Origin of the sequence: Corynebacterium sp. ACRPZ (genome assembly GCF_022346205.1) — a bacterium.
GTDB lineage: Bacteria > Actinomycetota > Actinomycetes > Mycobacteriales > Mycobacteriaceae > Corynebacterium > Corynebacterium lehmanniae.
Genome location: NZ_JAKRMR010000010.1, coordinates 24,522 through 48,800 on the forward strand (window position 1 = coordinate 24,522; position 24,279 = coordinate 48,800).

The following is a 24,279-nucleotide window of genomic DNA, read 5'->3' on the forward strand; positions in this document are numbered from 1 at the left end:
TAGGCTTACACACCATGGCCAACCCGGAAGAGCTGCGCAAGCAGGACCAGAAGCTGCCCAAGCCGCAGCGCAAGTACCCGCAGTCGCGGGTGACCCAGGTGATGTGGGTGCTCATCGCGCTCGTCGTCGTCGCCGCGATCGTCAGCGCGCTCTAGCGCTCGCTTCGTGCGCTGGCTTCGGCGATGCGCGTAAACAGCGCGACGTCGGGGAGGTCTTCGATGAGAACGGGGGTACCGGAGGCGTCGCAAAGCGGAATGCACCAGTTGGAATACATCTCGCGGTTGGTGCCCGGCTGGTTTTGAATGCGGGTGTCGCCCACCATGTCCACCAGGTTCGTGCACGTCATCGCGGACGGGGTGGAGGCGATAAACCGCGTCAGCCCCTCGACGAGGGCGTCCACGTCGTCGTACTCGCCCAAGTCCCGGTCGAGAAAGTCCACGTCAGCGAGCGGCGAGTTGTCGAACGCCCCCTCCGCCTGGGCGGCGGCGAGCACCTGCGAGATCCACACGGCGTCGGTGGCGTTGAGCTCCTCCAGCGACTCCTTGACCAGCCCGAGCTTGTGGCGCAGCGCGTTGTGCGCGCCCTCCAGATAGCCGGCGGTGGGCGGCAGGTCGTGGGTGCCCACGGCGGTCAGCGCGAGGTTGCGGTACTGCTGCGACGGGCGCGGCGCCTCCGGCGGCACGGACTCGAACCACAGCACGGAGGTGCCGAGGATGCCCTTGTCGCGAAGCACGTCCTGGACCCACGGCTCGAACGTGCCCAGGTCTTCGCCCACCACCACGGCACCGGCGCGCTGCGCCTCCAGCACTAACACGCCGACCATGGCCTCGAAGTCGTAGTTCATGTACGCGCCGTGCAACGGGGTGTCCATGCGCGGCAGCCAGAACAGGCGGAACAGCCCCAAAACGTGGTCCACGCGGATCCCGCCGGAGTGGCGCAGCACGGTGCGCAAAAGATCGCGCCACGGCCCGTAGCCGGCTTCCGCCAGCTGCTGCGGGTTCCACGGCGGCTGCGACCAGTCCTGGCCCTGCTGCGAGTACTGGTCCGGCGGCGCCCCCACCGAGGCGTCGGGCACCAGCACCTCGTGCAACGTCGCTGCGTCGGCGCCACCCGGGTGGATGCCCACCGCCAGGTCCGTCATGATGCCCAGCCGCATCCCGGCCGCCACCGCGCGCTCTTGCGCCACGCGGCGTTGCTCGTCGGCGATGAACTGCAGCCACATGTAGAACCGCACCAGCTCCTGCGGGTCCTCGCCCGCATGCCGCGGCGCGCCGTGGTGCTCCGACTCGCTCGCCTGCGCCGCGCACCACTCGGCGAACTGGCGCAGCCCCTCGCCCTCAACCTCGCAGAACAGCTCGAAGTCCCGCGTGCGCGCCTCGTCCGCCGCCGAAAGGTAAAACAGCGTGCGCAGCGCCGCCAGCTTCGCGGCGAAAATCCGGTCGCGCTCCAAGGGGTCTGCGGTGTGGTTCATCGCCTTCAACTCCGCAGCAAGCTTCTCGACGTCCTCCCGGTCCCCCTCGTCCAACAGCCCATACTCCGGCACCTGCTCCACCGCGATGTAGATCGGGTTGACAAACCGGCGGGAGGTGGGAAGGTACGGCGAGTCCTCGATCGGCGGGACGGGTTCGGCGGCGTGCACCGGGTTGATCAGCAGGTAGTCCGCGCCTTCCGCGGCCACCGCTTCGGCGATCGCGCCGAGGTCGTGGAAGTCGCCGATGCCCCAGGAGTCCAGCGAGCGCACCGAGTACAACTGCGCCATCACGCCCCACACCGGGTCGCGCACCACTTCGGCGTTGGTGGACAAGGACGCCGGCACTACGATCAGCGGGCAGACCTCATCCAAGTTGTCGGACTCCAAGTGCAGCTCGTGGTAGCCGGCGGGCAGATCGCCCGGCACGTGGAACGTCGCCTCGCCCCACACGGTACCGTCGGCGGCGGTGAACGGCGGGGCCCAGTTCTCGTCCTGGTACGCGTCGCGCGAGGAGCCGTCTTCCAGCCGGATCCAGCAGTGCGCCCAGTGCCCGTCGTGGACGTGGACGTTGAAGTGTTTCTCGGCGCCCTCGGTGGCCACCACGCACGGCGGCATGGGCCTGGTCGCCCAAAATTCGCGGCGGGCATCGAGGTGGAATTGGAGCTCTTCGTCCGACGGATCGTCGTTAAGCGAAAGCCCCAAGGCCCGCAGCAGCTTGATAAACGACTCGGCGGGCGGCTCGGTGACCAGTCCGTTCGAGGCGCGGTAGGACGTGCCGAAGCCATAGGACTCGGCGAGGGCGTGAAGCAGGGCAACGTTGGTCACGCCACGCATTGTGCCAAAGCTGGGGCAAGCACGCTGGGGTAGTCTTGGACACCATGCCTTCAAACGCGCACACCACGGAACTTGGATTCACGCTCAACGACACGGACACGTGCCTCAGCCGGCTGATTCGCACCTGCGAGCAGAGCCCCCACCTGGTGCTGTACTACCGGCCGCGCAACTACGAGTGGGTCTCCGTCACGGCGGCGGAGTTTTTGGAGGAGGTCTACGAGGTCGCCAAGGGGCTCGTCGCCGCGGGCGTGGAGCCGGGGGACCGCGTGGCCATCTTGTCGTCGACACGCTACGAGTGGTCGCTGGTGGATTTCGCCATCTGGGCCGCGGGCGCCGCCTCGGTGCCGATTTACCCGTCGAGTTCGATGCACCAGATCCAGTGGATTCTGGAGGACTCCGGCGCGAAGATCGCGTTCACCGAAACGCGCGACCACACCCAGCTGATGAGCCCGTTTTTGCTGGACGAGACGGGCAAGGCGAAGTTCGCGGACTCCCCGTCAAAGCTCGAGCGCATCTACGAGTTCAACGCCTCGGGCGTGGAGACGCTGAAGTTTGAGGGGCGAGACGTTGAGCAATCGCTTATCGACGAACGCGTGGCCGCCATCCGCCACGAAACCCTGGGCTCCATCGTGTACACCTCCGGCACCACCGGCCGGCCGAAGGGCGTGGAGATTTCCCACGGCAACTGGGCGTATCAGTGCTGGGCGCTTTTGGAAAACGAGATCGGCTCGGTGTCCTTCCCCGGCCAGCGCATGGTGACGTTTTTGCCGCTGGCGCACGTGCTGGCGCGCGCGGTGTCGCTGGCGTGGACGATCTCGGGCGCGACGCAGTCGCACTGGTCGGACACCTCGACGCTGATGGTGGAGCTGCAGCGCGTGCGCCCGAACCTTGTCGTCGGTGTGCCGCGCGTGTTTGAGAAGGTGCGCGAGGGCGCCTACAACAAGGCCGCGGACGGCTCCGCGATTGGCAAGCGCATGTTCTTGGAGGCCGAAAAGGCCGCGGTTGAGTACTCGAAGGCGCTGGACACCCCGGAGGGCCCGTCGCGGGTGCAGAAGGCGAAGCGCGCGGTCTACGACAAGGTCGTCTACGGCAAGATCAAGGAGGCCATGGGCGGTTCCGTCTGGTACGGCATCACCGGCGGGTCGGCCATGAGCGCGGATTTGTCGCACTTCTTCCGCGGCATGGGCGTGCCCATCTACGAGGGCTACGGCCTGACCGAGACCTGCGCGGCGGCGTGTGTGAACAACGCCCACGCCAACAAGATCGGCACCGTCGGCCGGCCGGTCAACGGCTACTCGGTGCGCATCAACGACGACGGCGAGATCGAGTTCAAGGGCCCCGGCGTGTTTGAGAAGTACTGGGGCAACCCGTCCGCCACCGAAGAGGCGCTCACGGACGGCTGGTTCAACACCGGCGACCTCGGCGAGGTGGACGAGGACGGCTACGTCTCCATCACCGGCCGCAAGAAGGACCTGATCGTCACCGCCGGCGGCAAGAACATCTCCCCGGGCCCGATGGAGGAGATCATCCGCCAGGACCCGCTGATCTCCAACGCGCTGGTGGTCGGCGACGGCAAACCCTTCGTCGGCGTGCTGGTCACCCTGGACGAGGAGGAGCTCAAGCGCTGGAAGGCCAACCACAACATCCCGGCGAACAAGAAGGTTTCCGAGCTCGCCCAGGACCCGGCGCTGCGCGCGGAGGTGCAGGACGCGGTGAACCTGGCCAACGCCACCGTCTCGCGCGCCGAGGCGATCAAGAAGTTCCGCATCCTGGACCGCGACCTGTCTGAGCAGCACGATGAGATGACCCCGACGATGAAGGTCAAGCGTAACGTGGTGTTCCAGCGGTTCCAGGAGGACATCGACAAGCTGTATCAGCGGTAGTTCGGCGCGCCTTCCTTCCACGCGCGCGGCTGTGGCATAGCATGCCAATTTGTCACTTCCCACAGGCGTTTCCAAGGAGGGCTCGCGATGCACAAGACTGCCGCCGTGCTGCGTCACCGCGAGCTCACTCAGGAGATTTACAACATCGGCGACGAGGTGGCGGAGTACACCGAGCACCTCGCCGAGGCGATTGCGGATTACGACGGGGAGCTCACGGAGGACTGCCTCGCCGAGTTCGTCGAGATTGTCGACGATGCCCGCCAAGACGCCCGCCGTGTCGTCGCTGAGCTGATCGGCCTGCGCCAGGCGCTGACCTCCGGCCGCGCCGCCGGCCACCTGTCCGCGGGTGCGAAGCCGGAGGAGCGCATTCCGGAGCCCGAGCTTCTCGACGCCTCCGGTTTAAACGACCTCTTCCCCCTCCAAGCACCGTTCTCGGTGCAGACCATGCAGGACGCGCTGACCGGCCGCACCGACCTGGTGGTGCAGCACCTGGGCGAGATCGTGTCCTACTGCCTGGAGCAGACCGACATGGTCGCCCGCGAGCTCGGCGTGGTGTCGCTGCCGCAGATGTACGCGCGCGTCGGCGAGATCGTCGAGGAGGCCGTGATGGGCTGGGTGGAAACCGTCTGCGTGGACCACCCGGCGTTCGTGCGCACCATGCGCGGGTCCAACCCGCCGGAGTTTTTGGAGGAGCGCGCCCGCATCGACAGGATCGTGGCCAAGGTTGCCGCGAAGCGTTCCCGCCGCGGCGCCTAGCCTTAAGGCCATGGATTCATTCGGCGTTTACGTCCACGTCCCGTTTTGCGCCACGCGCTGCGGGTACTGCGACTTCAACACCTACACCCCAACTGAGGTGGACTCCTCCCACGCCCAGTACTTGGACGCGCTCGAGAAAGAACTCGAGCTCGCCGCCGCGCGCGGTATGCCCCAAGCCGACACCGTGTTCATCGGCGGCGGCACCCCGAGCCTGCTTGGCGCCGACGGGCTCGGGCGCATCCTCACCGCCGTCCGCAACACCTTCGGCCTGAACCCCGGCGCCGAGGTCACCACCGAATCCAACCCGGAATCCACCAGCCCCGACTACTTCGCCGGCCTGCTGGACGCCGGCTTCACCCGCGTCTCACTCGGCATGCAGTCCGCCTCCACGCCGGTGCTCAAGGTGCTGGACCGCCAGCACACCCCGGGCCGCGCGGTCGCCGCCGCCCGCGAGGCCCGCGACGCCGGTTTCGCGCACGTGAACCTGGACATGATCTACGGCACGCCCACCGAAACCGACGACGACGTCCGCCGCACCCTCGACGCCATCCTGGCCACGGACGTCGACCACGTCAGCGCGTATTCGCTCATCGTGGAAGACGGCACCGCCATGGCCCGCAAGATCCGCCGCGGCGAGCTGCCTGCGCCGCAGGAGGACGTCTACGCGGACCGCTACGAGATCATCGCCGACACGCTCGCCGCCCACGGCTACGACTGGTACGAGGTCTCCAACTGGGCGAAGCCGGGCGGGCAGTGCCGCCACAACCTCATCTACTGGCGCAACCAGCAGTGGTGGGGCGCGGGCCCGGGCGCGCACAGCTTCATCGCCTCCGAGCGTTTCTTCAACGTCAAGCGCCCCGAGCGATATGCGCAGTTGCTTGCCAGCGCCACGCTGCCCATCCAGGACACTGAACCCATCACGGAAACAGAGGCCCACACCGAGGCAGTCATGCTCGGCCTGCGGCTGAAGGAAGGCATCCCGGCAGTTTGGATCGGGGCGGGGGCACGGGAGGTCGTCGATAGGCATGTGCGCGCGGGGTTGCTCGAGCAAACCGACAGGCTGCGGCTGACCGACAAAGGGCGGCTGCTTGCAGACGGCATCATCACCGATATCCTGGCAGCCGAGTAAGGAGGCGTAATGGGTACTGCGGACCAGCGGCGCCAGGCGGTGCTGCGCGCGATCGTGGCGGACTACATTGCAAGCCAAGAGCCGGTGGGGTCGAAATCCCTGGTGGAGCGGCACAAGATGGGGGTGTCCTCGGCGACGATCCGCAACGACATGGCGGTGCTGGAGCAGCAGGGCTACATCTCTCAGACGCACGCCTCGTCCGGCCGCATCCCCACTGAGGCGGGTTACCGCGCGTTCGTGGACGCGCTGCACGACGTCAAGCCGTTGAGCGCCGCCGAGCGCCACGCCATTTTGGATTTCTTGGAAAACGGCGTGGACTTAGAGGACGTGCTGCGCCGCTCCGTGCAGCTGCTTGCCCAGCTGACCAACCAGGCGGCGGTGGTGCAGCTGCCCACGCTGACGGTGTCGCGGGTGAAGCACTGCGAGGTGGTGGAGCTGACCCCGACGCGGCTTTTGCTCGTGCTGATCACGGACGCCGGGCGCGTGGATCAGCGCAACGTTGAGCTTGCGACGCCGATTGGGCCGGACGGGGTGCGCCTGCTTCGCGACCTTTTGAACGAGGCCCTGGTGGGCCAAACCATGCGCGACGCCTCGGAGGCGCTTTCTCGCCTATCGACGAAAGCTCCGCCCCACCTCGCCGACCCCACCTCACGCGCAGCAGAAGTGCTGATCACCACGCTTGTGGACGCCGCACCGGACCGGCTGATCATTGCGGGCTCGTCGAACCTGGTCGTGCCGTCGGGAGGCTTGCAGGGCGTCATCGACGCGCTGGAGCAGCAGGTGGTGGTGCTGAAACTGCTCGCCGGGGCGCAGGAGCTCGAGCGGGTGAGCGTGCGCATCGGGCGCGAAAACGAGGACGAGGAATTTTCGCGCGCCTCGATTGTTACAACAGCGTACGGCTCGGGCGACGAGGCACTCGGCGGCCTCGGGGTAGTGGGTCCGACCCACATGGACTACCCCGGTACCATGCAAAAGGTTGCCACCGTGGCCCGCTACATCAGCCGCATTCTGCGGGGCGAATAGAAGGGAAGTTATGGCTCGCGATTACTACGGCATCCTCGGCGTGGACCAGGAAGCCACCGAGCAGGAGATTAAAAAGGCGTACCGCAAACTGGCGCGCAAGTACCACCCGGACGTGAACCCGTCCGAGGAGGCCGCCGAGAAGTTCGCGGAGATCGCGGCGGCGCAGGAGGTGCTGCTGGACCCGCAGAAGCGCGCAATCGTCGACCGCGGCGGCGACCCGATGGAGGCCGGCGGCGGCGCGGGCGGCTTCGGCGGCGGGGGACTCGGCGACATCTTCGAGGCGTTCTTCGGCGGCGGTGGCGCCCGCCAGCCGCGCTCGCGCGTGCAGCCGGGCAACGACGCCCTGCTGCGCACCGCCATCACCCTGGAGGAAGCGTTCGCGGGCACGAAGAAGGACGTCACCGTCGACACCGCCGTGCTGTGCGACAAGTGCCACGGCACCGGGTCCAAGACCGAGGAGAAGCCGGTGCCCTGCGGCACCTGCGGCGGCGCCGGCCAGGTCCAGGAGATGCAGCAGTCGTTTTTGGGCAACGTCATGACCACCCGCGAGTGCCCCACCTGCCACGGCTACGGCGAAGTGATCAAGGACCCGTGCACCCAGTGCGCCGGCGACGGCCGCGTGCGCGCCACCCGCGATCTGACCGTGAACATCCCCGCCGGCATCAACTCCGGCATGCGCATCCGCATGGCGGACCAGGGCGAGGTCGGCCACGGCGGCGGCCCCGCCGGCGACCTCTACGTGGAGGTGCAGGTCAAACCGCACCCGGTGTTCGTGCGCGAGAACAACGACCTGCACGTCCGCCTGACCGTGCCGATGTACGACGCAGCGCTCGGCACCGAGCTGAGCGTGGACAACCTCGCCGGCGGGCAGACCACCATCGAGGTGCCCGGCGGCACCCAGCCCGGCGACACCATCCACCTGCAGGGCGAGGGCATGCCGCGGCTGCGCGCCGAGGGCGCCGGCGACATGATCGCCCACGTCCAGGTCACCGTGCCCACCGCCTTGACCAACGACGAGCGCGCCGCCCTGCAGGACCTCCGCGACGGCCACCCGGACAACCCGGAGGTCCACGTCGAGTCCGACGAGCACGGCGAGGGCTTCTTCTCCCGCATGCGCGACCGCTTCCGCCGATGAGCCTGCCGTACTTTTTCACCGACGACCCCGCCGCCGGCACGCTCACCGGCGCCGAAGCCAAGCACGCGCACGTCAAGCGCATCGAGCCCGGCGAGCGCATCATGCTTATCGACGGCCAAGGGTCCACCGCGCTCACCCGCGTCACGTCGGTGGGGGCTGGTCGGGTTGATGGAGTCGTCGAAAGGCAAGAGTTCGTGCCACAACCCACGCCGCGCGTGACGGTGGTGCAGGCGGTGCCGAAGGGCGAGCGCGCGGAGCTCGCGGTGGACCTGGCGGTGCAGGCCGGGGCCGACGCGATTGTGCCGTGGATTTCGCACCGTACGATCGCGCGGTGGCCGGCGAACAAGCAGGCCAAGCAGGTGGAGAAGTGGCGCGCGCAGGCTTTGGCCAGCGCGAAGCAGGCGCGGCGGGCGTGGGTGCCCGAGGTGCGCGACCCGGTGACGACGAACCAGCTGTCCGCGCTGCTGCGTGAGTGCCACGCTCTGGTTCTGCACGAGGACGCCACCGACTCGATCCGCGATGTCGATTTCGGCGAGGACGTGTGGCTGATCGTCGGGCCCGAGGGCGGCATCGGCGACGACGAACTGGAGGTCCTCGGCGCGCGCCCGGTCAAGCTCGGGCCCGAGGTGCTGCGCACCGCCTCGGCGGCGTTTGCGGGGCTTTGCGCCATCGGGGCGTTGACCTCCCGCTGGTAGGGTTGGCCCCCATGGAAGAAATGGTGACGCGCAAGGTCGAACTCGACTCGGCGTACGCACAGTCCGTCCTGGGAATAAACGACGACAACCTGCGGGTTTTGGAGGACCAGCTCGGGGTGGGCTTCCACGCCCGCGGCACCGAGCTGACCGTCAAGGGGCACGCGGAGCAGGCGGCGCACGCGCTGCGCGTCGTCGAAGAGCTGGAGTCCATGGCGCGCCGCGGCGTCCCGCTGGGGGTGGACACAGTGATCCAGGCGGTGCGCATCATGGAGGCCGAAGCACCCGGCTCGGTCGCCGACATCCTCGGCGAGGAGATCATCTCGCGCCGCGGCAAGGTCATCCGCCCGAAGACGGCCGGCCAGCGCGCCTACGTCGACGCGATCGACGCCAACACCATCACCTTCGGCATCGGGCCGGCCGGCTCCGGCAAGACGTACCTCGCCGTGGCGAAGGCGGTCCAGGCGCTGCAGAACAAAGAGGTCAAGCGCATCATTTTGACCCGCCCGGCGGTGGAGGCGGGCGAAAAGCTCGGTTTCCTGCCCGGCACGCTCTCGGACAAGATCGACCCGTACCTGCGCCCGTTGTACGACTCGTTGCGCGACATGATGGACCCGGAGGCGATCCCGAAGCTCATCGAGGCCGGCATCATCGAGGTCGCGCCCCTGGCCTACATGCGCGGGCGCACCCTGTCGGACGCGTTTGTCATCCTGGATGAGGCGCAAAACACCACCGGCGCGCAGATGAAGATGTTCCTCACCCGCCTCGGCTTCGGCTCGAAAATGGTGGTCACGGGCGATACGTCCCAGGTGGATCTGCCGCGCGGCACCGTCTCGGGCCTGCGCGTGGCGCGGCGCATCCTCGCGGACATCGACGACATTTCGTTCCAGGAGCTCGGCGCCGGCGACGTGGTGCGCCACCACCTGATTTCGCGCATCGTCGCCGCGTACGACCGCCACGACGCGCAGAACGCCCTGCGCTACGAGAAGCGCCAGCAAGCGATCGAGGCCGAGCGGGAAGCGGAGGCGAACCAGTGAGCATTGAAGTGCTGAATGAGTCCGGCGAGGCGGAGGTCAATGAGCAAATGCTTATCGACGTCGCGTCGTTCGCCATGCGCTCCATGGACGTCCACCCCGACGCCGAGGCCACCATCACTCTGGTCGACGAGCCCACGATGGCCGATCTGCACGTGCGCTGGATGGACCTGGAGGGCCCGACGGACGTGATGAGCTTTCCCATGGACGAGCTCACCCCCGGCGGCGGCCGCCCCGACGCGGACATGCCCGGCCCGGCGATGCTCGGCGACATCATCCTGTGCCCGGCCTACGACCGCAAGCAGGCCGAAATGGCCGGCCACGACCTCGCGCATGAGATGGCGCTGCTCACCGTCCACGGCGTGCTGCACCTGTTGGGCTACGACCACATCGAGCCGAAAGACGAGCGCGAGATGTTCGCCCTGCAAAACGAGATCCTGGCGGACTGGTACGACGACCTCGCCCGCCGCGGTATCGAGTACCAGCCGAAGCCGACCGGCGCGCACGCGTTTCCGTCGGCAGCCGACCGCGACGAGCTGGACAAGCTGATGAAGGGCATCGAGTGACGCTGACCTTCGTCTACGCGGCCGTCACCGTCGCCGCGCTGCTGTTGTCCGGCCTGCTCGGCTCCATCGAGTCCGCGCTGGCCCCGATCTCGCGCGCCCGCGTCGAGGGCATGGTCAAAGACGACACCCCGGGCGCGGCGGCGCTTTTGCGGGTGGTGGACCACCGCGCGAACCACGTCAACACGCTTGTGCTGGTCAAAACCGTCCTGGATGTCGTCGCGTCCGTCACCGCGGCGATGCTCGCGATGGATCTGCTGGACTCGGACGGGTGGGCGATTGCGGTGGCGGTGATCGTCGTCACGCTGCTGCAATTTTCCATCGTCGGGGTGTTCGCGCGCACCGCGGGCAAGCGCAACCCCTACACCATTTCGCTCAAGGCGGCCCAAGGCCTGGGGGTCTTCCAAACGGTGCTCGGGCCCGTCGCAAAGCTGTTGATTTGGGTGGGCAACCTGTTCCACCCCGGCGAGGACTTCCGCGACGGGCCGTATGCCACCGAAATCGAGCTGCGCGAGATGGTCGAGGTCGCGCAGGAAAAAGGCGTGGTGGAAACCACCGAGGGCCGCATGATCCAGAACATCTTCGACCTCGCGTCCAGCTACGCGCGCCAGGTGATGGTGCCGCGGCCGGAGATGGTGTGGATCGAGGGCGAGAAAACCGCCCGCCAAGCCACCGCGCTGATGGTGCGTTCCGGCCATTCGCGCGTGCCGGTGATCGGGGAGAGTGTCGACGAAATCGTCGGCATCGCGTACCTGAAGGACATGTTCACCGACCGCGGCACCCCGATCGACCCCACCACGCCGATTACGGAGTTCATGCGCGAGCCGCTGTTCATCCCGGACTCGAAGCCGCTGGACGTGCTGCTCAAAGAGATGCAGCAGTCGAACACGCACATCGCCATGCTTATCGACGAATACGGCACCGTCGCCGGCCTCCTCACCATGGAAGACCTGCTGGAAGAAATCGTCGGCGAGATCACCGACGAGTACGACGAGGACGAGGAAGCCCCGATCACCGAGGTGGAGCCGCGCGTGTTCCGCGTCCAGGCGCGCCTGCCGCTGGACGACCTGGTGGATTACCTCGCCGACAACCTGGACTACGAGCTGGAGTACGCCGAGGACGTCACGGAAAACGTCGACACGGTGGCGGGGTTGCTGTCGTACGAGCTGGGGCGCGTGCCGCTGCCGGGCGCGTCGATTCTGCGCGACGGGGTGCGCTACACCGCCGAGGGCGGGCGCGACCGCCGCGGCCGGGTGAAGACCCGCACCGTGCTCGTCTCGGTGGCGGAGGCCACAGAGCCGCTCCACGGCGATTAATCCTACTTTTCGGTAGAATTGCGCACGTAAGCAGGTTTTTCACCGAGAGGAGCTTCACATGCGCGCTGTACGTTACTACGGCCAGAAGGACATCCGCGTCGAGGACATCGACGCCCCAGAGGCAGGCAAGGGCGAGGTGCTCATCGACATCGCCTGGTGCGGCATCTGCGGCACCGACCTCCACGAGTACCTGGAAGGCCCCATCTTCTGCCCGAAGCCGGGCCACCCGCACCCGATCACCGGCGAGGAGCCGCCGGTCACGCTCGGCCACGAGTTCTCCGGCGTCGTCGCGGCGCTGGGCGAGGGCGTGGACGACCTTGAGGTCGGCCAGCATGTCGTCGTCGAGCCGTACGTGCTTCCCGACGATGTCGACCCGAAGGAGCCGGGCCCGTACAACCTCCACCCGGACGTCAACTTCATCGGCCTTGCCGGTGGCGGCGGCGGCCTCTCCGAGAAGATCGCGGTGCAGCGCCGCTGGGTCCACCCGATCAAGAACGACGTGCCGCTGGACGAGGCCGCGCTCATCGAGCCGCTGTCCGTCGCCCACCACGCATTCTCCGCCTCCGATGCCGGCGAGGGCGACGTGGTCCTCATCGGCGGTGCTGGCCCGATCGGCGTGCTCACGGCTGCCGTCGCTAAGGCATACGGCTGCACCGTGATCGTCTCCGAGCTGTCCGAGCTGCGCCGCCAGAAGGCCCTCGACGCCGGTGTCGCCGACCACGCCATCGACCCGTCCAAGCAGGACCTCAAGGAAGAAATCCTGAAGATCACCGACGGCAAGGGCGTCGACGCCGCCTTCGAGTGCACCTCCGTCAACGTCGTGCTTGACCAGCTCGTCGATTGCCTGAAGCTCAAGGGCACCCTTGTCGTCGAGTCCATCTGGTCCAAGAAGGCCGAGCTGGACATCCACGCCGTGGTGATGAAGGAGCTGACCATCCGCGGCATCATCGGCTACGCCCACGACCACGAGCAGACCATCAAGCTCGTCGAGGAGGGCAAGGTCGACCTGAAGCCGTTCATCACCGGCAAGATCGGCTTTGACGGTGTCGTCGACGAGGGCTTCGACACCCTGATCAACCGCAACGAGACCGCCGTGAAGATCCTGGTGTCGCCGGAGCTCTAAAATGCTCGTATGAGCAACATTCTCTCCATCCAGTCCGCTGTCGCGTATGGCCATGTCGGCAACTCGGCAGCGGTCTTTCCTTTGCAGCGCATCGGCCACGAGGTCTGGCCGGTGTACACCGTGAACTACTCCAACCACACCGGCTACGGCGCGTGGGGCGGGCCGATCATTCCGGCCGACGACGTCGCCGCGGTGCTTAACGGCATCCGGGACCGCGGCGCATTTTCGCTTATCGACGGCATCCTCACCGGCTACCAGGCTTCCCCCGAAATCGCCGACGTGATCGTGGGCACCGTGCGCGACATCAAGGCTGAAAACCCGGACGCGCTCTACACCTGCGACCCAGTGATGGGCTCGGCGACGTCCGGCTGCTTCGTCGCCGACACCATCCCGCCGCTGTTCCGCTCGACGATCGTGCCGGCCGCCGACATCATCACCCCGAACCAGTTCGAGCTGGGGTACCTGACCGAGCGCGACGTCACCGACCTCGATTCCACCCTCGCCGCCGTCGACGCCGCGCGCGAGATGGGCCCGTCCACCGTGCTGGTCACCTCGGTAAAGCGCCCGGAGACGCCTGAGGACGCCATCGAGATGATCGCCGTCGACGATAACGGCAAGTGGATCGTGCGCACCCCGCGCCTGCCGTTTAAACGCAACGGCTCCGGCGACGTCACCGCGGCGCTGTTCACCGGGCACTACCTCCGCGGCCGCGACGCGAAGGACGCGCTGGCCAAGACGGCGTCGTCTGTGTTCGACCTGCTGCGCGTGACCCTCGAGGCAGACTCGCAGGAGCTCAAGCTCGTCGAGGCGCAGGACTACTACGCCAACCCGCAGCTCCAGTTCGAGGTCGAGGCCCTCTAACCGTTTTCAGGCATGCCGATGTGCCCGCCCTTTTGGGGCGGGTTTTCGGTGTGTGGTTAGTCGAAGAGCAGTTCCATCGCGCCCGGGGTGGTCATTGGGACGCGGGTGCCGTTGGGTGCGACCCAGTAGATGCGGGCGTTCGGGTTGTCGATGTAGCCGAACGGGCCTTGCCTGTTGTCGGCGTTGACCCCGTTGTGGAAGGGGCACAGTTCGGCGAGGTTGTCCATGTTGGTCATTCCCCCGTAGCGCCACGCGTTAATGTGGTGCGTCTGGGTAGTTTCGGCGGAGTGTTTGCAGTCGGGAAACGCGCAACCCGGGCAGAGCAGTTTCGACATGACTTTTTGCTTGGGGTTGGCGCAGCGCTTACCGTAGTAGAGGTTGACGGGTCCTTCCTGGGGGTGGAACGCGGCGACTTCGAGTATGTCGCCGAATTCGTGCTCCATGTATTCCGCACCGGTCATGGTGGTGCCGTCGGTGCAGATCAGGGTGACTTCATCGGCGTGGCCGGATTGGATGCGGGCCCAGTCGGCGATCGGCACCAAGATGATCGGCCGGAAATTCGCCTTCGGCACACCCTTGCCGTCACGCAGGATCCCGATAAGCGTGTGGGCCATTTGGGCGGCGGCGGGGTCGTCGGCGTCGATGAGTTGGCGCAGCAGGTGCTCCAGGTCCGCGAGGTCGCGCTCGTTGTAGGTGAGGATCATGGTGCGCATGCCTGCCTTCGAGCGGCTGAACCGGCACGAGGGTGGGGCGGGTTTGACGGGTTGTTTGATCAGCCGTTTGATGCGCTTGGTTAACGCTCTGTAGGAGCCGCGGTGGCGCACCAAATCCAACCTAATGCGCCAGCGTTCGGCGGCGCCTTCGACGGCGAGCAACTTTTTCTCGATGTGCACGAGTTGGTCCACAGGTAACCCCTCGGCGGCGGCGAGTGCGTCGCGTTGTTTGCGGGTGAACTGGGTCGGGCCGAAGTAGGTGTGGTGCACCCGCGCCAAGTCGCGCACCCGGCCAGACGATAGGCCGGCGGCCATGGCCACGTCGCGGTCGAAGTCGGCGAGCACGGCCACGCCTGCGGAAACAAAGTCAGTGAAGTTCATGGCCCGAAAGCTAAGCCAGCGCAACCCCCAACACCAGACCCAAAACGAAATCTGTGGATAACCCCCGCCAAAAGACCCCGCCACAACACGGTTGTCCACAGCGAAACCACTCAGGGCTTGACAGGTAGAATCCCAGGCCATGAACGACTTCCCCGATTTCCCGGACGATCTGCCCGCAGAGGCCAGCGCGAACGATTTCGAGCGCGCCGACGCCGGCGGCTTCACTGACACCCCGGAGGGCTTCAGGTCGGGGTTTGTCAGCTTCGTGGGCCGCCCGAACACCGGCAAGTCCACGCTGACGAACGCGCTGGTGGGGGAGAAGATCGCGATTATGGCGGACCAGCCGGAGACCACCCGCCACCCGATCCGCGGCGTGATCAACCGCGACGACGCCCAGGTCATTGTCGTGGACACCCCGGGTATTCACCGCCCGCGCACGCTGTTGGGCGAGCGTCTCAACGACGTGGTCAAGGACACCTTCGCCGACGTGGACGTCATCGGTTTCACGGTGCCGGCGGACGAGAAGATCGGCCCCGGCGACCGCTACATCCTGGACCAAATCCGCGAAACCAAGCCGAATACGCCGATCGTGGGCATCGTGACCAAGTTGGACAAGACCGGCAAGGACACCGTCGGCGAGCGCCTGCTGGAGCTGCACGAGCTGCTCGGCCAGGACGCGGAGCTGGTGCCGGTGTCGGCCACGCAGCAGATTCAGGTGGATACGCTGCTTGACGTGCTCGTCGATAAGCTCCCGCAAGGCCCGCGTTTCTACCCCGAGGACCACACCACGGACGAGGACACGGAGACGCGCATCGCGGAGCTCATCCGCGAGGAAGCGCTGCGGGGGCTTCGCGACGAGCTGCCGCACTCCGTCGCCGTCCAGATCGACGAGATGATCCAGGAGGACCGCCGCGTCAAAATTTACGCCGTGCTCTACCTGGAGCGCCCGGGCCAAAAACGCATCATCGAGGGCCCGGACGGACGGCGCTTAAGCGGCATCGTGCACCGCGCCCGCAAGCAGATCATCGAGCTGACCGGGCAAAACGTCTACCTGGACGTGCGCGTCAAAGTGCTGAAGAACTGGCAGCAGGACCCGAAGGCGCTGGGCCGGCTTGGCTTCTAAAGCCCCGCGCCCGAACTGGCGCGACCGCGCGTTTGTGGTGCGCACCTACGACTTCGGGGAGGCGGACCGGGTCGTCGTCCTGCTCACAAAGAATCACGGCCTTATCCGCGGCGTGGCCAAGGGCGTGCGCAAGGCGAAGAGCCGCTTCGGCTCCCGCCTGCAGCCGTTCGTCGAGGTCGACGCGCTGATCTACCCGGGCCGAGGCCTCTCGACGATCGCTTCCGCCGACACCGTCACCTACTTCGGCGCCCGCATCATCGACGACTTCGACCGCTACGCCGCCGCCTGCGCCGTGATGGAGACGGCGGAAAAGCTCAGCTTCGACGAAGCCGACCCCACGCTGTTCGCCCTGGTCCAGGACGCGCTGAAAAACCTGCAGACCAACCAGCACCCCACGATGGTCCTCGACGCGTTCATCCTGCAGGCCACCGAGCACGCCGGCTGGGGCTTAAGCCTGTTCAACTGCGCGAACTGCGGCGCGCCCGGCCCGCACAAGGCGTTCAACGCCACCCAAGGCGGGGCGGTGTGCAACAACTGCCGCCCGCCGGGCTCCATGGACGTCCACCCCGAAACGCTGCACGAGATGTGGCTGATGGAGAGGGGCAGCGAAGTGCCGTCGATACGCGTGGCGCAGATTCACCGCGCAACCGTCGCGCACCTGCAATTCAACCTGGAAACCGGGCTGAAAAGCTTCAAGATTATGGAGCAGGCATAATTGACGCCCATGGGCGCACCGAGAATTGACACGAAGTTCATCCCGAAGCACATCGCGCTGGTGATGGACGGCAACGGCCGCTGGGCGCAAAAGCGCGGCCTGAAGCGCACCGAGGGGCACAAGGTGGGCGAGGAGAAGCTCATGGACGCCGTCGACGCGTGCATCGAGCTCGGCGGCGTCGAGTGGCTCTCCGCATACGCGTTTTCCACCGAAAACTGGAAGCGCAGCCCCTCCGAGGTGCACTTTCTCATGAACTTCACGCGCGAGGTGCTGCGCCGCCAGCGCGACGAGCTGCACGCCAAAAACGTGCGCGTGGTGTGGTGCGGGCGCCGCCCGAAGCTGTGGGGCAGCGTCATCGAAGAGCTCGAGGTCGCCGAGGAGCTGACCAAAAACAACACCGGCCTCACGCTTGCCATGTGCGTCAACTACGGCGGGCGTGCGGAGATCACAGATGCGGTGCAAAAGCTCATCGACGCTCACGTGTCCACCGTCGACGAAAAAACCATCGCCCGCTACCTGTACCGCGCGGACATGCCGGACGTGGACCTGTTTCTGCGCCCGTCGGGGGAGCAGCGCACGTCGAACTTCCTCATCTGGCAGTCGGCGTACGCGGAGATGGTGTACCAGGACGTGCTGTTCCCGGACTTCACCAAGGAAGACCTCTGGGACGCGGTGCTCGAGTACGCCAAGCGCGACCGCCGCTTCGGCGGCGCGGTGGACAAGTTCGACAGCTAGCGCTTGGCCTGGCAGGCGCGGCACACGCCGTAGACTTCCGCGTCGTGGCCGACCAGCTCGTAGCCGTAGTGCGAGGCGACGACCTCGGCCCACTTCTCCACCGGGCCGCCCTCGATCTCCTCGCTGCGGCCGCACTCGGTGCACACCAGGTGGTGATGGTGGTGGCCGGATAAGCAGTCGCGGTAGAGGGTCTCGCCGTCGGGGGACTGCAGCACGTCCACGGCGTTGACCTCGGCAAGCGATTGCAGGGTGCGGTAGACGGTGGTGAGGCCGACGGACGCGCCGTCGTCAAGCAATTGCTCATGGATGGTTTTCGCGGACGCGAACTTGTCCAGCCCCCGCAACGTCTCCACGACGGCGGCGCGCTGGCGTGTCATGCGTGGGCCCAGCTTGGGCACGGGGCGGGATTGCGCCCGGCGGTTCGTTTGCGTCATACCATTGCAGTCTAGCTAGTCGCGCACAGGCTTTGGAGTCTGCGGGGCGAGGCCGGGATCCACTTCGGGACGCACGTTCGCCGGCGGGTCGACGATCGCCGCGCCGATGGAGCCGCCGGAGCTCCCGCTGTTTTCCCGCCTGCGCTTGCGCAGCTCGGCCAGCTCGTCCTTGGCCTCGGTGAGTTTCTCCAGCGACGCCAGCTCGTGGATGATGCCGATGATGTCCGGCTGGTCCAGCGCGTAGAGCACCTCGCGGCCCTTTCGCGACGACGACACCAAACCCGCCGAACGCAGCACCCGCAAGTGCTGGGAAATCAGCGGCTGCGACTTCTCCAACTCGGTGACAAGCTGATGGACCACCTGTTCTTCCTCGGCCAGGAGCAGCAAAATCTCCAGCCGAGTCTTCGAGTCCAACACTTTTACAAGCGCAGCGGTGCGGTCTAGATCCTCGTCCGCCAGCTTTGGAAGGTCCGCCAAATTGTAGCGTTCGCTCACGGCGTCCCCTTTCCTCAGCGCCAATGGGAAACAGATGATTCGTTCAGAATACAAGAATGCCTAAACAGAGTGGGACTTATGTCCAAACTGGGCGGGTGACCGGAGGCGTCGTAAGGCGGGCTATGCTGTTGACCGTAATTTGCACGCACTTTCCCACCAGGAGATGTTGATGCCCGCATCAAAGATTGAGACCGTCGTTAACCTGTGCAAGCGCCGCGGGCTGGTGTACCCGGCCGGCGAAATCTACGGCGGAACCCGCTCCGCGTGGGACTACGGCCCGCTCGGCGTGGAACTGAAAGAAAACCTCAAGCGCCAGTGGTGGAAGCACATGGTGCAATCCCGCCGCGACACCGTCGGCGTTGACACCTCCGTCATCCTGCCCACGCGCGTGTGGGAAGCCTCCGGCCACGTCGAGGTGTTCACCGACCCGCTCGTTGAGTCGCTGTACACCCACAAGCGCTACCGCGCCGACGACCTGCTGGAAGCCTACGAGGAAAAGCACGGCCACCCGCCGGCAAACGGCCTGGCAGACATCAACGACCCGGAAACCGGCCAGCCCGGCAACTGGACCGAGCCGAAGGCGTTCTCCGGTTTGATGAAGACCTACCTGGGTCCGGTGGACGACAAGGAAGGCCTGCACTACCTGCGCCCGGAGACCGCGCAGGGCATCTTCGTGAACTTCAAGAACGTGATGACGTCGTCACGCATGAAACCTCCGTTCGGCATCGCCAACACCGGCAAGAGCTTCCGCAACGAGATCACCCCGGGCAACTTCATCTTCCGCACCCGCGAGTTCGAGCAGATGGAGATGGAATTCTTTGTCAAGCCCGGCGAGGACGAGAAGTGGCACGAGTACTGGATTGACAACCGCTACAACTGGTACGTCGACCTGGGCATCAACCCCGACAACCTGCGCCTCTACGAGCACCCGCAGGAGAAGCTTTCCCACTACTCCAAGCGCACCGTCGACATTGAGTACGCCTTCGGCTTCACCGGTTCCAAGTGGGGCGAGCTCGAGGGCGTAGCCAACCGCACCGACTACGACCTGAAGACCCACGCCGAGGCCTCCGGCGAGGACCTGAGCTACTTCGACCAGGAGAACAACGAGCGCTGGATCCCGTACTGCATCGAGCCGGCCGCAGGCCTGGGCCGCGCGATGATGGCGTTCCTCATCGACGCCTACGACGAGGAAGAAGCCCCCAACGCCAAGGGCGGCACCGACACCCGCGTCGTGCTGCGCCTGGACCGCCGCCTCGCCCCGGTGAAGGTGGCCGTGCTGCCGCTGTCGAAGAAGCCGGAGCTGTCCGGCCCGGCCGAGGAGCTCGCGGCCAAGCTGCGCCAGCACTGGAACGTCGACTTTGACACTTCCGGCGCGATCGGCCGCCGCTACCGCCGCCAGGACGAAACGGGCACCCCGTTCTGCGTCACCTACGACTTCGACACCCTGGAGGACCAGGCCGTCACCGTGCGTGAGCGCGACACGATGGAGCAGGAGCGCGTGCCGCTGGCGGAGCTGGAGTCCTACCTGGCCGCCCGCCTGATCGGCTGCTAAATTTTCGCTCATGCATTACGTGAGCTGGGACCGCACGAACCGGGACGCGCCGAAGCTGCTGGCTGAGGACGGCCCGGACGTCCTCGGCGTGTTCGAGCACGACCGCGCGATCGTGTGCGGCCAGAGCTGGGATCTGACCGCGCACGCCGAGTCGGGCGCTGTGGCCACGTGCGGCGGCGAGGACGTCGTGCGCACCTCCGACAGCCTGAAGCGCGCGAAGCGCATCGACGCTGTCGTGGACGGCACGCCCTTCGCCCTGATCCCGGAGACGTCCAAGAACTGGGTGGTCGAGGGTCCGGACGGCGAGAAGGTCGCCCAGTTCACCCAGGACCACAACGGGGTGCGCAAGGCCATCCTCGAGTTCGAGGGGGAGACCCATCTGCCGCCCGTGCAGGTTGCCGGCCTGGCGTGGCTCACGCGCTGCGTGCTGGAGGCCCGCAAGATGGCCAACTCCACCGCGCTGATTGCCACGCTGGTGTTCCTGTCGCTGTTTGTCGTGGTGGTGGCAGTGCTGTGATCTGGCAGGAAGCTTCGCTTATCGACGACCAAAGGTCCATCGCCCATTCCACCCCCGACACGATCACGGTGGGCGAGACCGTTTTGCGCGTCACGTCCGATAATCCGGTGAAGTTCCGCGCCTTCGACGTTGCGACCAATGAGGAGTACCTCCTGCGCAAAGCCGGGTTTACCGTGTCGCGCTACGCCGCAGATTGCGCTGGCCGCCGCTACAGCTTAAACCGTTCGGGCTTCGACCTGCTGTCGGGCGCAATCACCCCGAAGCGCGAAATCCGCGACTGCGACGGTGAGCTCATCGCCGTGACCCGGGGCTTCCCCTCCGGCGAACTCGGCGTCGACGTGGCGGAGCCGACGCTTCGCGCCGACGGGTTCGACGAGATCCAGCTGGTAGACCTCGCGTTCATGACCTGGGCGCTGACCTTCGTCGACGCGCCGGCGCGCCGCACGCGTTACTAAGCACCCGCGCGACGCCGCCTAGAAGGTGCCGCCGCGGTTGGAGGGGCGCCCGCCGGAGAAGCCGCCGCCTCCGCCTCCGAAACCGCCACCGCCTCCGAAACCTCCGCCCCCGCCGAAGCCGCCGGAGAGCATCGAGCCCCACAGCACGGCGCTTGCCAGCGAGTCCGCGGTCTGGCGGTTGCGCTGGGCCTGGTAGCGGCGCAGGTCCTCGTTCGCGGCGGCCTCGGCGCGGCGCGCAGTGTCAGTGGCGGCGCGTGCGGCGTCGATGCCCGTGCGGGGGTCGCGCACGCGCAGCTGGTGGGCCTGCGCGTACTGGCGTTTGGCCTCCGCGAGCAGGGTGCGGGCGTGCGAGCCGATGATGCGGCCGCGGGACAGGATCAGGTCCTCGGCGCGCTGGATTTGGGTGCCGGCGACTTGCATTTGCTGGTCGAAAAGCTGCAGCGCGCGGGACTGGTCGCCGGCGATGCCCTTCGCCCGGTCCAGCGCCTCGTCGATTTCGGCGTCCATGCTAGTCAGTTCCTGGTACAGGGCCAGGGGGTCGGACTGGTCGCGGTCGCCGATTTCGCCCAGCATGCGTTGGGCCTTGGCGGAAACGGTGTCGAGCGAAGTGACGTCGATAGGCGCGCCCTGCGCACGAGCACCCTTGACCTGCTCGATTTCGCGCAGCTCGCCGCGGATCTCCGAAATCAGCGCGGGCAGGTTGGCCTTCGCCGCGCGGATGTTGTCCTCGGCGTGCTCGATGGCGGCGAGGTTGGTGTCGGAGACGTTGACGGCGCGGGTGGCGGCGGCCAGCGTGTCCAAGAGTGCGCCCTGGCGCCCGGCCGGCTTGTCGGCCAGCGTGCGCGCCTCGCCGAGGGCCTTTTCCGCCTCGTCCAACGACGCTTCGGCGAGGTCCACGTTGTCCACGATGGACTCCAAAATCTGCGCCGGGTATTCGCCCTGTAGCTGCGCCAACGTCGCACGCGCGGGCTCCAGGCGCGCCCGGATGTCCACGGTGCGCGCAAGCACCTTCTCCACCTCTTCGGGCGCGCGCATGAGCACGCCGCGCATCTCGTTGAACTCGGTGGTCTTGTCGCGAAGCGCCTGCTCGGCGCGTCCAGCGGAGGAGATGATGTCTACCAGCATCGCGCGTTTTTCGGGTTCGGTTTCGGGGATGGCGTCGTAAAGCTTCTGGTGCGTGGCAAACGCGCGCTGCAGGGTGGTGGTGGCCTCGTTCATCGCGGAGGTGAACGGGCGCACGCGGTCCGCGCCGAACTCGGATGTCGCCAGCTCGAGCTCCTGTTTGCCCTGGGTAATCGAGTCGTCGGCGGAGACCAGCGCGTCGCGCGCGACCTCCTCCAGCGTCGGCGTGGGCAGGCGCCCGAGCGAGTCGGTGTCCGCCGGGTCGAGGGCCTTCGCGGACTCGATCTGCTTGGCCTGCTGCTTCTTCGAGCCCTTGCGCGTCGCCGCGTACACGCCGCCGCCAGCCAGCGCGGCGACACCCAGGCCACCTGCGAGCCAGCCTGCGCCATCGCCTGACGACGAGCTCCCGCCCGCCACCGCATTCACCGCATTCAACGCGGCCGAATACCAGTTCATCTCGGACAGCTGCGCGTAGGCGGCGTCGTTCATGCGGTCGATCTCGGACTGCGTCCACTCCTCGCCGCCGCCGACGTTATACAGCCGCTCATCCGGCGAGATCGCCAGCACGGCGGTGTTGGAACCGTTCGCCGCCACGGCCTTGTCCACCCATTCCGGCGGGGTGTACTGCCCAAACGAGCGCAAGAACACCACGCGCACGGACTTGCCCTGGGTCTTGCTGACGTTTTGGATCGCGTCTTCGATCTCGGCGAGCTCGCCTGCGGAGAGCACTGCGGCGTCGTCGGTCACCGGCTGCGTCAGCCGACCGGGCTCGAGGGATGCCTTCGTGGCGGTGGCCTGGGCTACCAGTTGGGTGGGCGGAGATTCCGTCGCAAAGCTGGGTGCGGCGGCGACAAAAAGGCCGCCGGACACGGCGAGGATGCGCAAGTAACGGCTAGTCATGCCGACTAGGGTAGCGCGACGTGTACGTTTACAACGCCGCCGATACGCAGCGCCGCGCCGACGAGGCGCCGAAGGGCGCGCAACTAGCCCCGGATTCGCGCGGAGATTTCGCCCGTGACCGCGCCCGCGTGCTGCACTCCGCGGCGCTGCGCAGGCTCGCGGACAAGACGCAGGTGGTGGGCCCGCGCGACGGCGACACCCCGCGCACGCGCCTGACGCACTCGCTGGAGGTCGCGCAGATCTCGCGCGGTATCGGCGAAGGCCTGGGCTTAAGCCCCGACCTGTGCGAAATGGCGGGGCTGACCCACGACATCGGGCACCCGCCGTACGGACACAACGGCGAGGTCGCGCTCAACGAGGTCGCGCCGTGCGGCTTCGAGGGCAACGCGCAAACGTTGCGGATCCTTGCGCGCCTGGAGCCCAAAGTGCTTATCGACGGCACGTCCTTCGGCCTCAACCTCACCCGCGCATCATTGGACGCGGCCGTGAAGTACCCGCTGACGCGCACGAACGCGGACGGTTCTGTGAACCGGAAGTACTCGGCCTACGACGAGGACGCTGGTGTTTTGGCGTGGCTGCGTGAGGGGCACACCGACGGGGCGCCGCCGATGGAAGCGCAGGTGATGGACTTTTCCGACGACATCGCCTATTCCGTCCACGACGTCGAAGATGGCATTGTCTCCGGGCGCGTCTCGCTGCGGGTGCTTTGGGACTTCGTGGAGCTCGCCGCCTTGGCCGACAAGGGCGCGGCCGCGTTCGGCGGCGACGCCGATTCACTTGTCGACGCCGCCGATCGGTTGCGCTCCCTGCCCGCCATCGCGTCGGCTGCCGAGTTCGACTACTCGCTTAGCGCGTGGACCGGGCTGAAGGCGCTGACGTCGCAGCTGGTGGGCCGCTACGTCGGCGCCGTCACCCGCGCCACCCGCGAGGAAAACGAGGGCGTCACCCTGGGCCGCCAGCACGGGCGCCTCGTCGTCCCGCCGGACGTGGAGGCCGAGGTCCGCCTGCTCAAGACCGTCGCCGTGCTGTACGTGATGGACCAGCCGTCGCACCAGGCGCGCCAGGACCGGCAGCGCGACCGCATCTACCGCGTCCACGAGTACCTCCGCGCGGGCGCGCCAGGCACCCTGGACACGATGTTCCAGGCGTGGTTCAACGCCGCCGAGACGGACCTTGAGCGAGAGCGCGTGATCGTGGACCAGATCGCGTCCATGACCGAGTCGCGCCTGGAGCGCACCGCCAAGAAGGCCGCCGCCTTCGAGGGGTACTTCTAGTAAGGTAGGCGCTGTAATCCCCTCCCGTAGTGGTCCCCCGTTT

At 66.9% G+C, this 24,279-nt stretch carries 24 protein-coding genes; 19 read left to right on the plus strand and 5 right to left on the minus strand.

The window, feature by feature from the left end:
• Window positions 1–14 precede the first annotated feature (14 nt).
• Window positions 15–155, plus strand: coding sequence for a hypothetical protein (locus MHX64_RS07900; protein WP_181888890.1), 141 nt, complete (start codon window positions 15–17; stop codon window positions 153–155).
• Here the strand turns inward: MHX64_RS07900 and malQ are convergent.
• Window positions 152–2,296: a 4-alpha-glucanotransferase gene (gene malQ, locus MHX64_RS07905; protein ID WP_370642088.1), complete on the minus strand. Its 2,145-nt coding sequence runs from the start codon at window positions 2,294–2,296 to the stop codon at window positions 152–154. The two genes, MHX64_RS07900 and malQ, sit on opposite strands and share 4 nt — an antisense overlap.
• Window positions 2,297–2,349: 53 nt before the next feature.
• On the opposite strand from malQ, the gene MHX64_RS07910 reads away from it, so the two are divergent.
• The 11 genes from MHX64_RS07910 to pdxY all read left to right on the plus strand — a co-directional run bounded on the left by MHX64_RS07910 (window position 2,350) and on the right by pdxY (window position 13,820).
• On the plus strand, window positions 2,350–4,188 hold the full coding sequence (locus tag MHX64_RS07910; protein WP_239356396.1) for a long-chain fatty acid--CoA ligase: 1,839 nt from the start codon (window positions 2,350–2,352) through the stop codon (window positions 4,186–4,188).
• Window positions 4,189–4,275: 87 nt separating this feature from the next.
• Entirely contained in the window at window positions 4,276–4,944 is a 669-nt protein-coding gene (locus MHX64_RS07915; RefSeq protein ID WP_239306268.1) for a hypothetical protein, read from the plus strand.
• A gap of 10 nt (window positions 4,945–4,954) precedes the next feature.
• A complete protein-coding gene (gene hemW / locus MHX64_RS07920) occupies window positions 4,955–6,073 on the plus strand; it encodes a radical SAM family heme chaperone HemW (RefSeq protein WP_239356398.1) in 1,119 nt (372 codons plus the stop codon).
• Window positions 6,074–6,082: 9 nt separating this feature from the next.
• Window positions 6,083–7,096 (plus strand): heat-inducible transcriptional repressor HrcA, encoded by a 1,014-nt coding sequence (hrcA, locus tag MHX64_RS07925; protein WP_239356400.1) that lies wholly within the window; start codon window positions 6,083–6,085, stop codon window positions 7,094–7,096.
• 10 nt (window positions 7,097–7,106) lie between these two features.
• Window positions 7,107–8,231, plus strand: a complete 1,125-nt coding sequence (gene dnaJ / locus MHX64_RS07930) for a molecular chaperone DnaJ (protein WP_239356402.1) — start codon at window positions 7,107–7,109, stop codon at window positions 8,229–8,231.
• Window positions 8,228–8,926 (plus strand): 16S rRNA (uracil(1498)-N(3))-methyltransferase, encoded by a 699-nt coding sequence (locus MHX64_RS07935; protein ID WP_239356404.1) that lies wholly within the window; start codon window positions 8,228–8,230, stop codon window positions 8,924–8,926. Before dnaJ ends, MHX64_RS07935 begins: the two co-directional genes overlap by 4 nt.
• 11 nt (window positions 8,927–8,937) lie before the next feature.
• The gene (locus MHX64_RS07940; protein ID WP_239356406.1) at window positions 8,938–9,960 is read left to right on the plus strand and encodes a PhoH family protein; all 1,023 of its coding nucleotides are present in this window, start codon (window positions 8,938–8,940) and stop codon (window positions 9,958–9,960) included.
• On the plus strand, window positions 9,957–10,523 hold the full coding sequence (gene ybeY, locus MHX64_RS07945) for an rRNA maturation RNase YbeY (protein WP_239356408.1): 567 nt from the start codon (window positions 9,957–9,959) through the stop codon (window positions 10,521–10,523). Before MHX64_RS07940 ends, ybeY begins: the two co-directional genes overlap by 4 nt.
• Window positions 10,520–11,836, plus strand: a complete 1,317-nt coding sequence (locus MHX64_RS07950) for a hemolysin family protein (protein ID WP_239356409.1) — start codon at window positions 10,520–10,522, stop codon at window positions 11,834–11,836. Before ybeY ends, MHX64_RS07950 begins: the two co-directional genes overlap by 4 nt.
• A 58-nt stretch (window positions 11,837–11,894) precedes the next feature.
• Complete coding sequence (locus MHX64_RS07955; RefSeq protein WP_239356410.1) at window positions 11,895–12,959, plus strand: 2,3-butanediol dehydrogenase; 1,065 nt, start codon at window positions 11,895–11,897, stop codon at window positions 12,957–12,959.
• Window positions 12,960–12,968: 9 nt separating this feature from the next.
• Window positions 12,969–13,820, plus strand: coding sequence for a pyridoxal kinase PdxY (gene pdxY / locus MHX64_RS07960; RefSeq protein WP_239356411.1), 852 nt, complete (start codon window positions 12,969–12,971; stop codon window positions 13,818–13,820).
• Between the two features lie 56 nt (window positions 13,821–13,876).
• On the opposite strand, the gene MHX64_RS07965 is transcribed toward pdxY, so the two are convergent.
• Window positions 13,877–14,914, minus strand: coding sequence for an HNH endonuclease signature motif containing protein (locus MHX64_RS07965; protein WP_239356412.1), 1,038 nt, complete (start codon window positions 14,912–14,914; stop codon window positions 13,877–13,879).
• Between the two features lie 139 nt (window positions 14,915–15,053).
• Between MHX64_RS07965 and era the strand changes: the two genes are divergently transcribed.
• Genes era through MHX64_RS07980 form a run of 3 tightly spaced genes read left to right on the plus strand, consistent with a single transcriptional unit; the run spans window position 15,054 to window position 17,487 of the window.
• Window positions 15,054–16,037, plus strand: coding sequence for a GTPase Era (gene era / locus MHX64_RS07970; protein ID WP_239356413.1), 984 nt, complete (start codon window positions 15,054–15,056; stop codon window positions 16,035–16,037).
• The gene (gene recO / locus MHX64_RS07975; RefSeq protein WP_239356414.1) at window positions 16,027–16,752 is read left to right on the plus strand and encodes a DNA repair protein RecO; all 726 of its coding nucleotides are present in this window, start codon (window positions 16,027–16,029) and stop codon (window positions 16,750–16,752) included. Before era ends, recO begins: the two co-directional genes overlap by 11 nt.
• Window positions 16,753–16,761: 9 nt before the next feature.
• Window positions 16,762–17,487, plus strand: coding sequence for an isoprenyl transferase (locus MHX64_RS07980; RefSeq protein ID WP_239356415.1), 726 nt, complete (start codon window positions 16,762–16,764; stop codon window positions 17,485–17,487).
• On the opposite strand, the gene MHX64_RS07985 is transcribed toward MHX64_RS07980, so the two are convergent.
• Both MHX64_RS07985 and MHX64_RS07990 read right to left on the minus strand, forming a co-directional pair.
• A complete protein-coding gene (locus MHX64_RS07985; RefSeq protein ID WP_239356417.1) occupies window positions 17,484–17,921 on the minus strand; it encodes a Fur family transcriptional regulator in 438 nt (145 codons plus the stop codon). The genes MHX64_RS07980 and MHX64_RS07985 overlap by 4 nt on opposite strands.
• A gap of 15 nt (window positions 17,922–17,936) precedes the next feature.
• Window positions 17,937–18,416 carry a metalloregulator ArsR/SmtB family transcription factor gene (locus MHX64_RS07990; protein ID WP_239356418.1) on the minus strand — a complete coding sequence of 160 codons (480 nt, stop codon included), beginning with the start codon at window positions 18,414–18,416 and terminating at the stop codon, window positions 17,937–17,939.
• A 169-nt stretch (window positions 18,417–18,585) separates the two neighbouring features.
• On the opposite strand from MHX64_RS07990, the gene MHX64_RS07995 reads away from it, so the two are divergent.
• From MHX64_RS07995 to MHX64_RS08005, 3 genes are read left to right on the plus strand one after another with little or no spacing between them, the layout of a single operon-like run.
• Window positions 18,586–19,968: a glycine--tRNA ligase gene (locus MHX64_RS07995; RefSeq protein ID WP_239356419.1), complete on the plus strand. Its 1,383-nt coding sequence runs from the start codon at window positions 18,586–18,588 to the stop codon at window positions 19,966–19,968.
• A 10-nt stretch (window positions 19,969–19,978) separates the two neighbouring features.
• Window positions 19,979–20,485: a hypothetical protein gene (locus MHX64_RS08000; RefSeq protein WP_239356420.1), complete on the plus strand. Its 507-nt coding sequence runs from the start codon at window positions 19,979–19,981 to the stop codon at window positions 20,483–20,485.
• Window positions 20,482–20,940: a hypothetical protein gene (locus MHX64_RS08005; RefSeq protein ID WP_239356421.1), complete on the plus strand. Its 459-nt coding sequence runs from the start codon at window positions 20,482–20,484 to the stop codon at window positions 20,938–20,940. The genes MHX64_RS08000 and MHX64_RS08005 overlap by 4 nt, the downstream gene beginning before the upstream one ends.
• 18 nt (window positions 20,941–20,958) lie before the next feature.
• Here the strand turns inward: MHX64_RS08005 and MHX64_RS08010 are convergent, their stop codons facing one another.
• Entirely contained in the window at window positions 20,959–22,962 is a 2,004-nt protein-coding gene (locus tag MHX64_RS08010) for a TPM domain-containing protein (RefSeq protein ID WP_239356422.1), read from the minus strand.
• Window positions 22,963–22,982: 20 nt separating this feature from the next.
• Here MHX64_RS08010 and MHX64_RS08015 point away from each other — a divergent pair, with 20 nt between their 5' ends.
• Entirely contained in the window at window positions 22,983–24,236 is a 1,254-nt protein-coding gene (locus MHX64_RS08015; RefSeq protein ID WP_239356423.1) for a deoxyguanosinetriphosphate triphosphohydrolase, read from the plus strand.
• Window positions 24,237–24,279 lie beyond the last annotated feature (43 nt).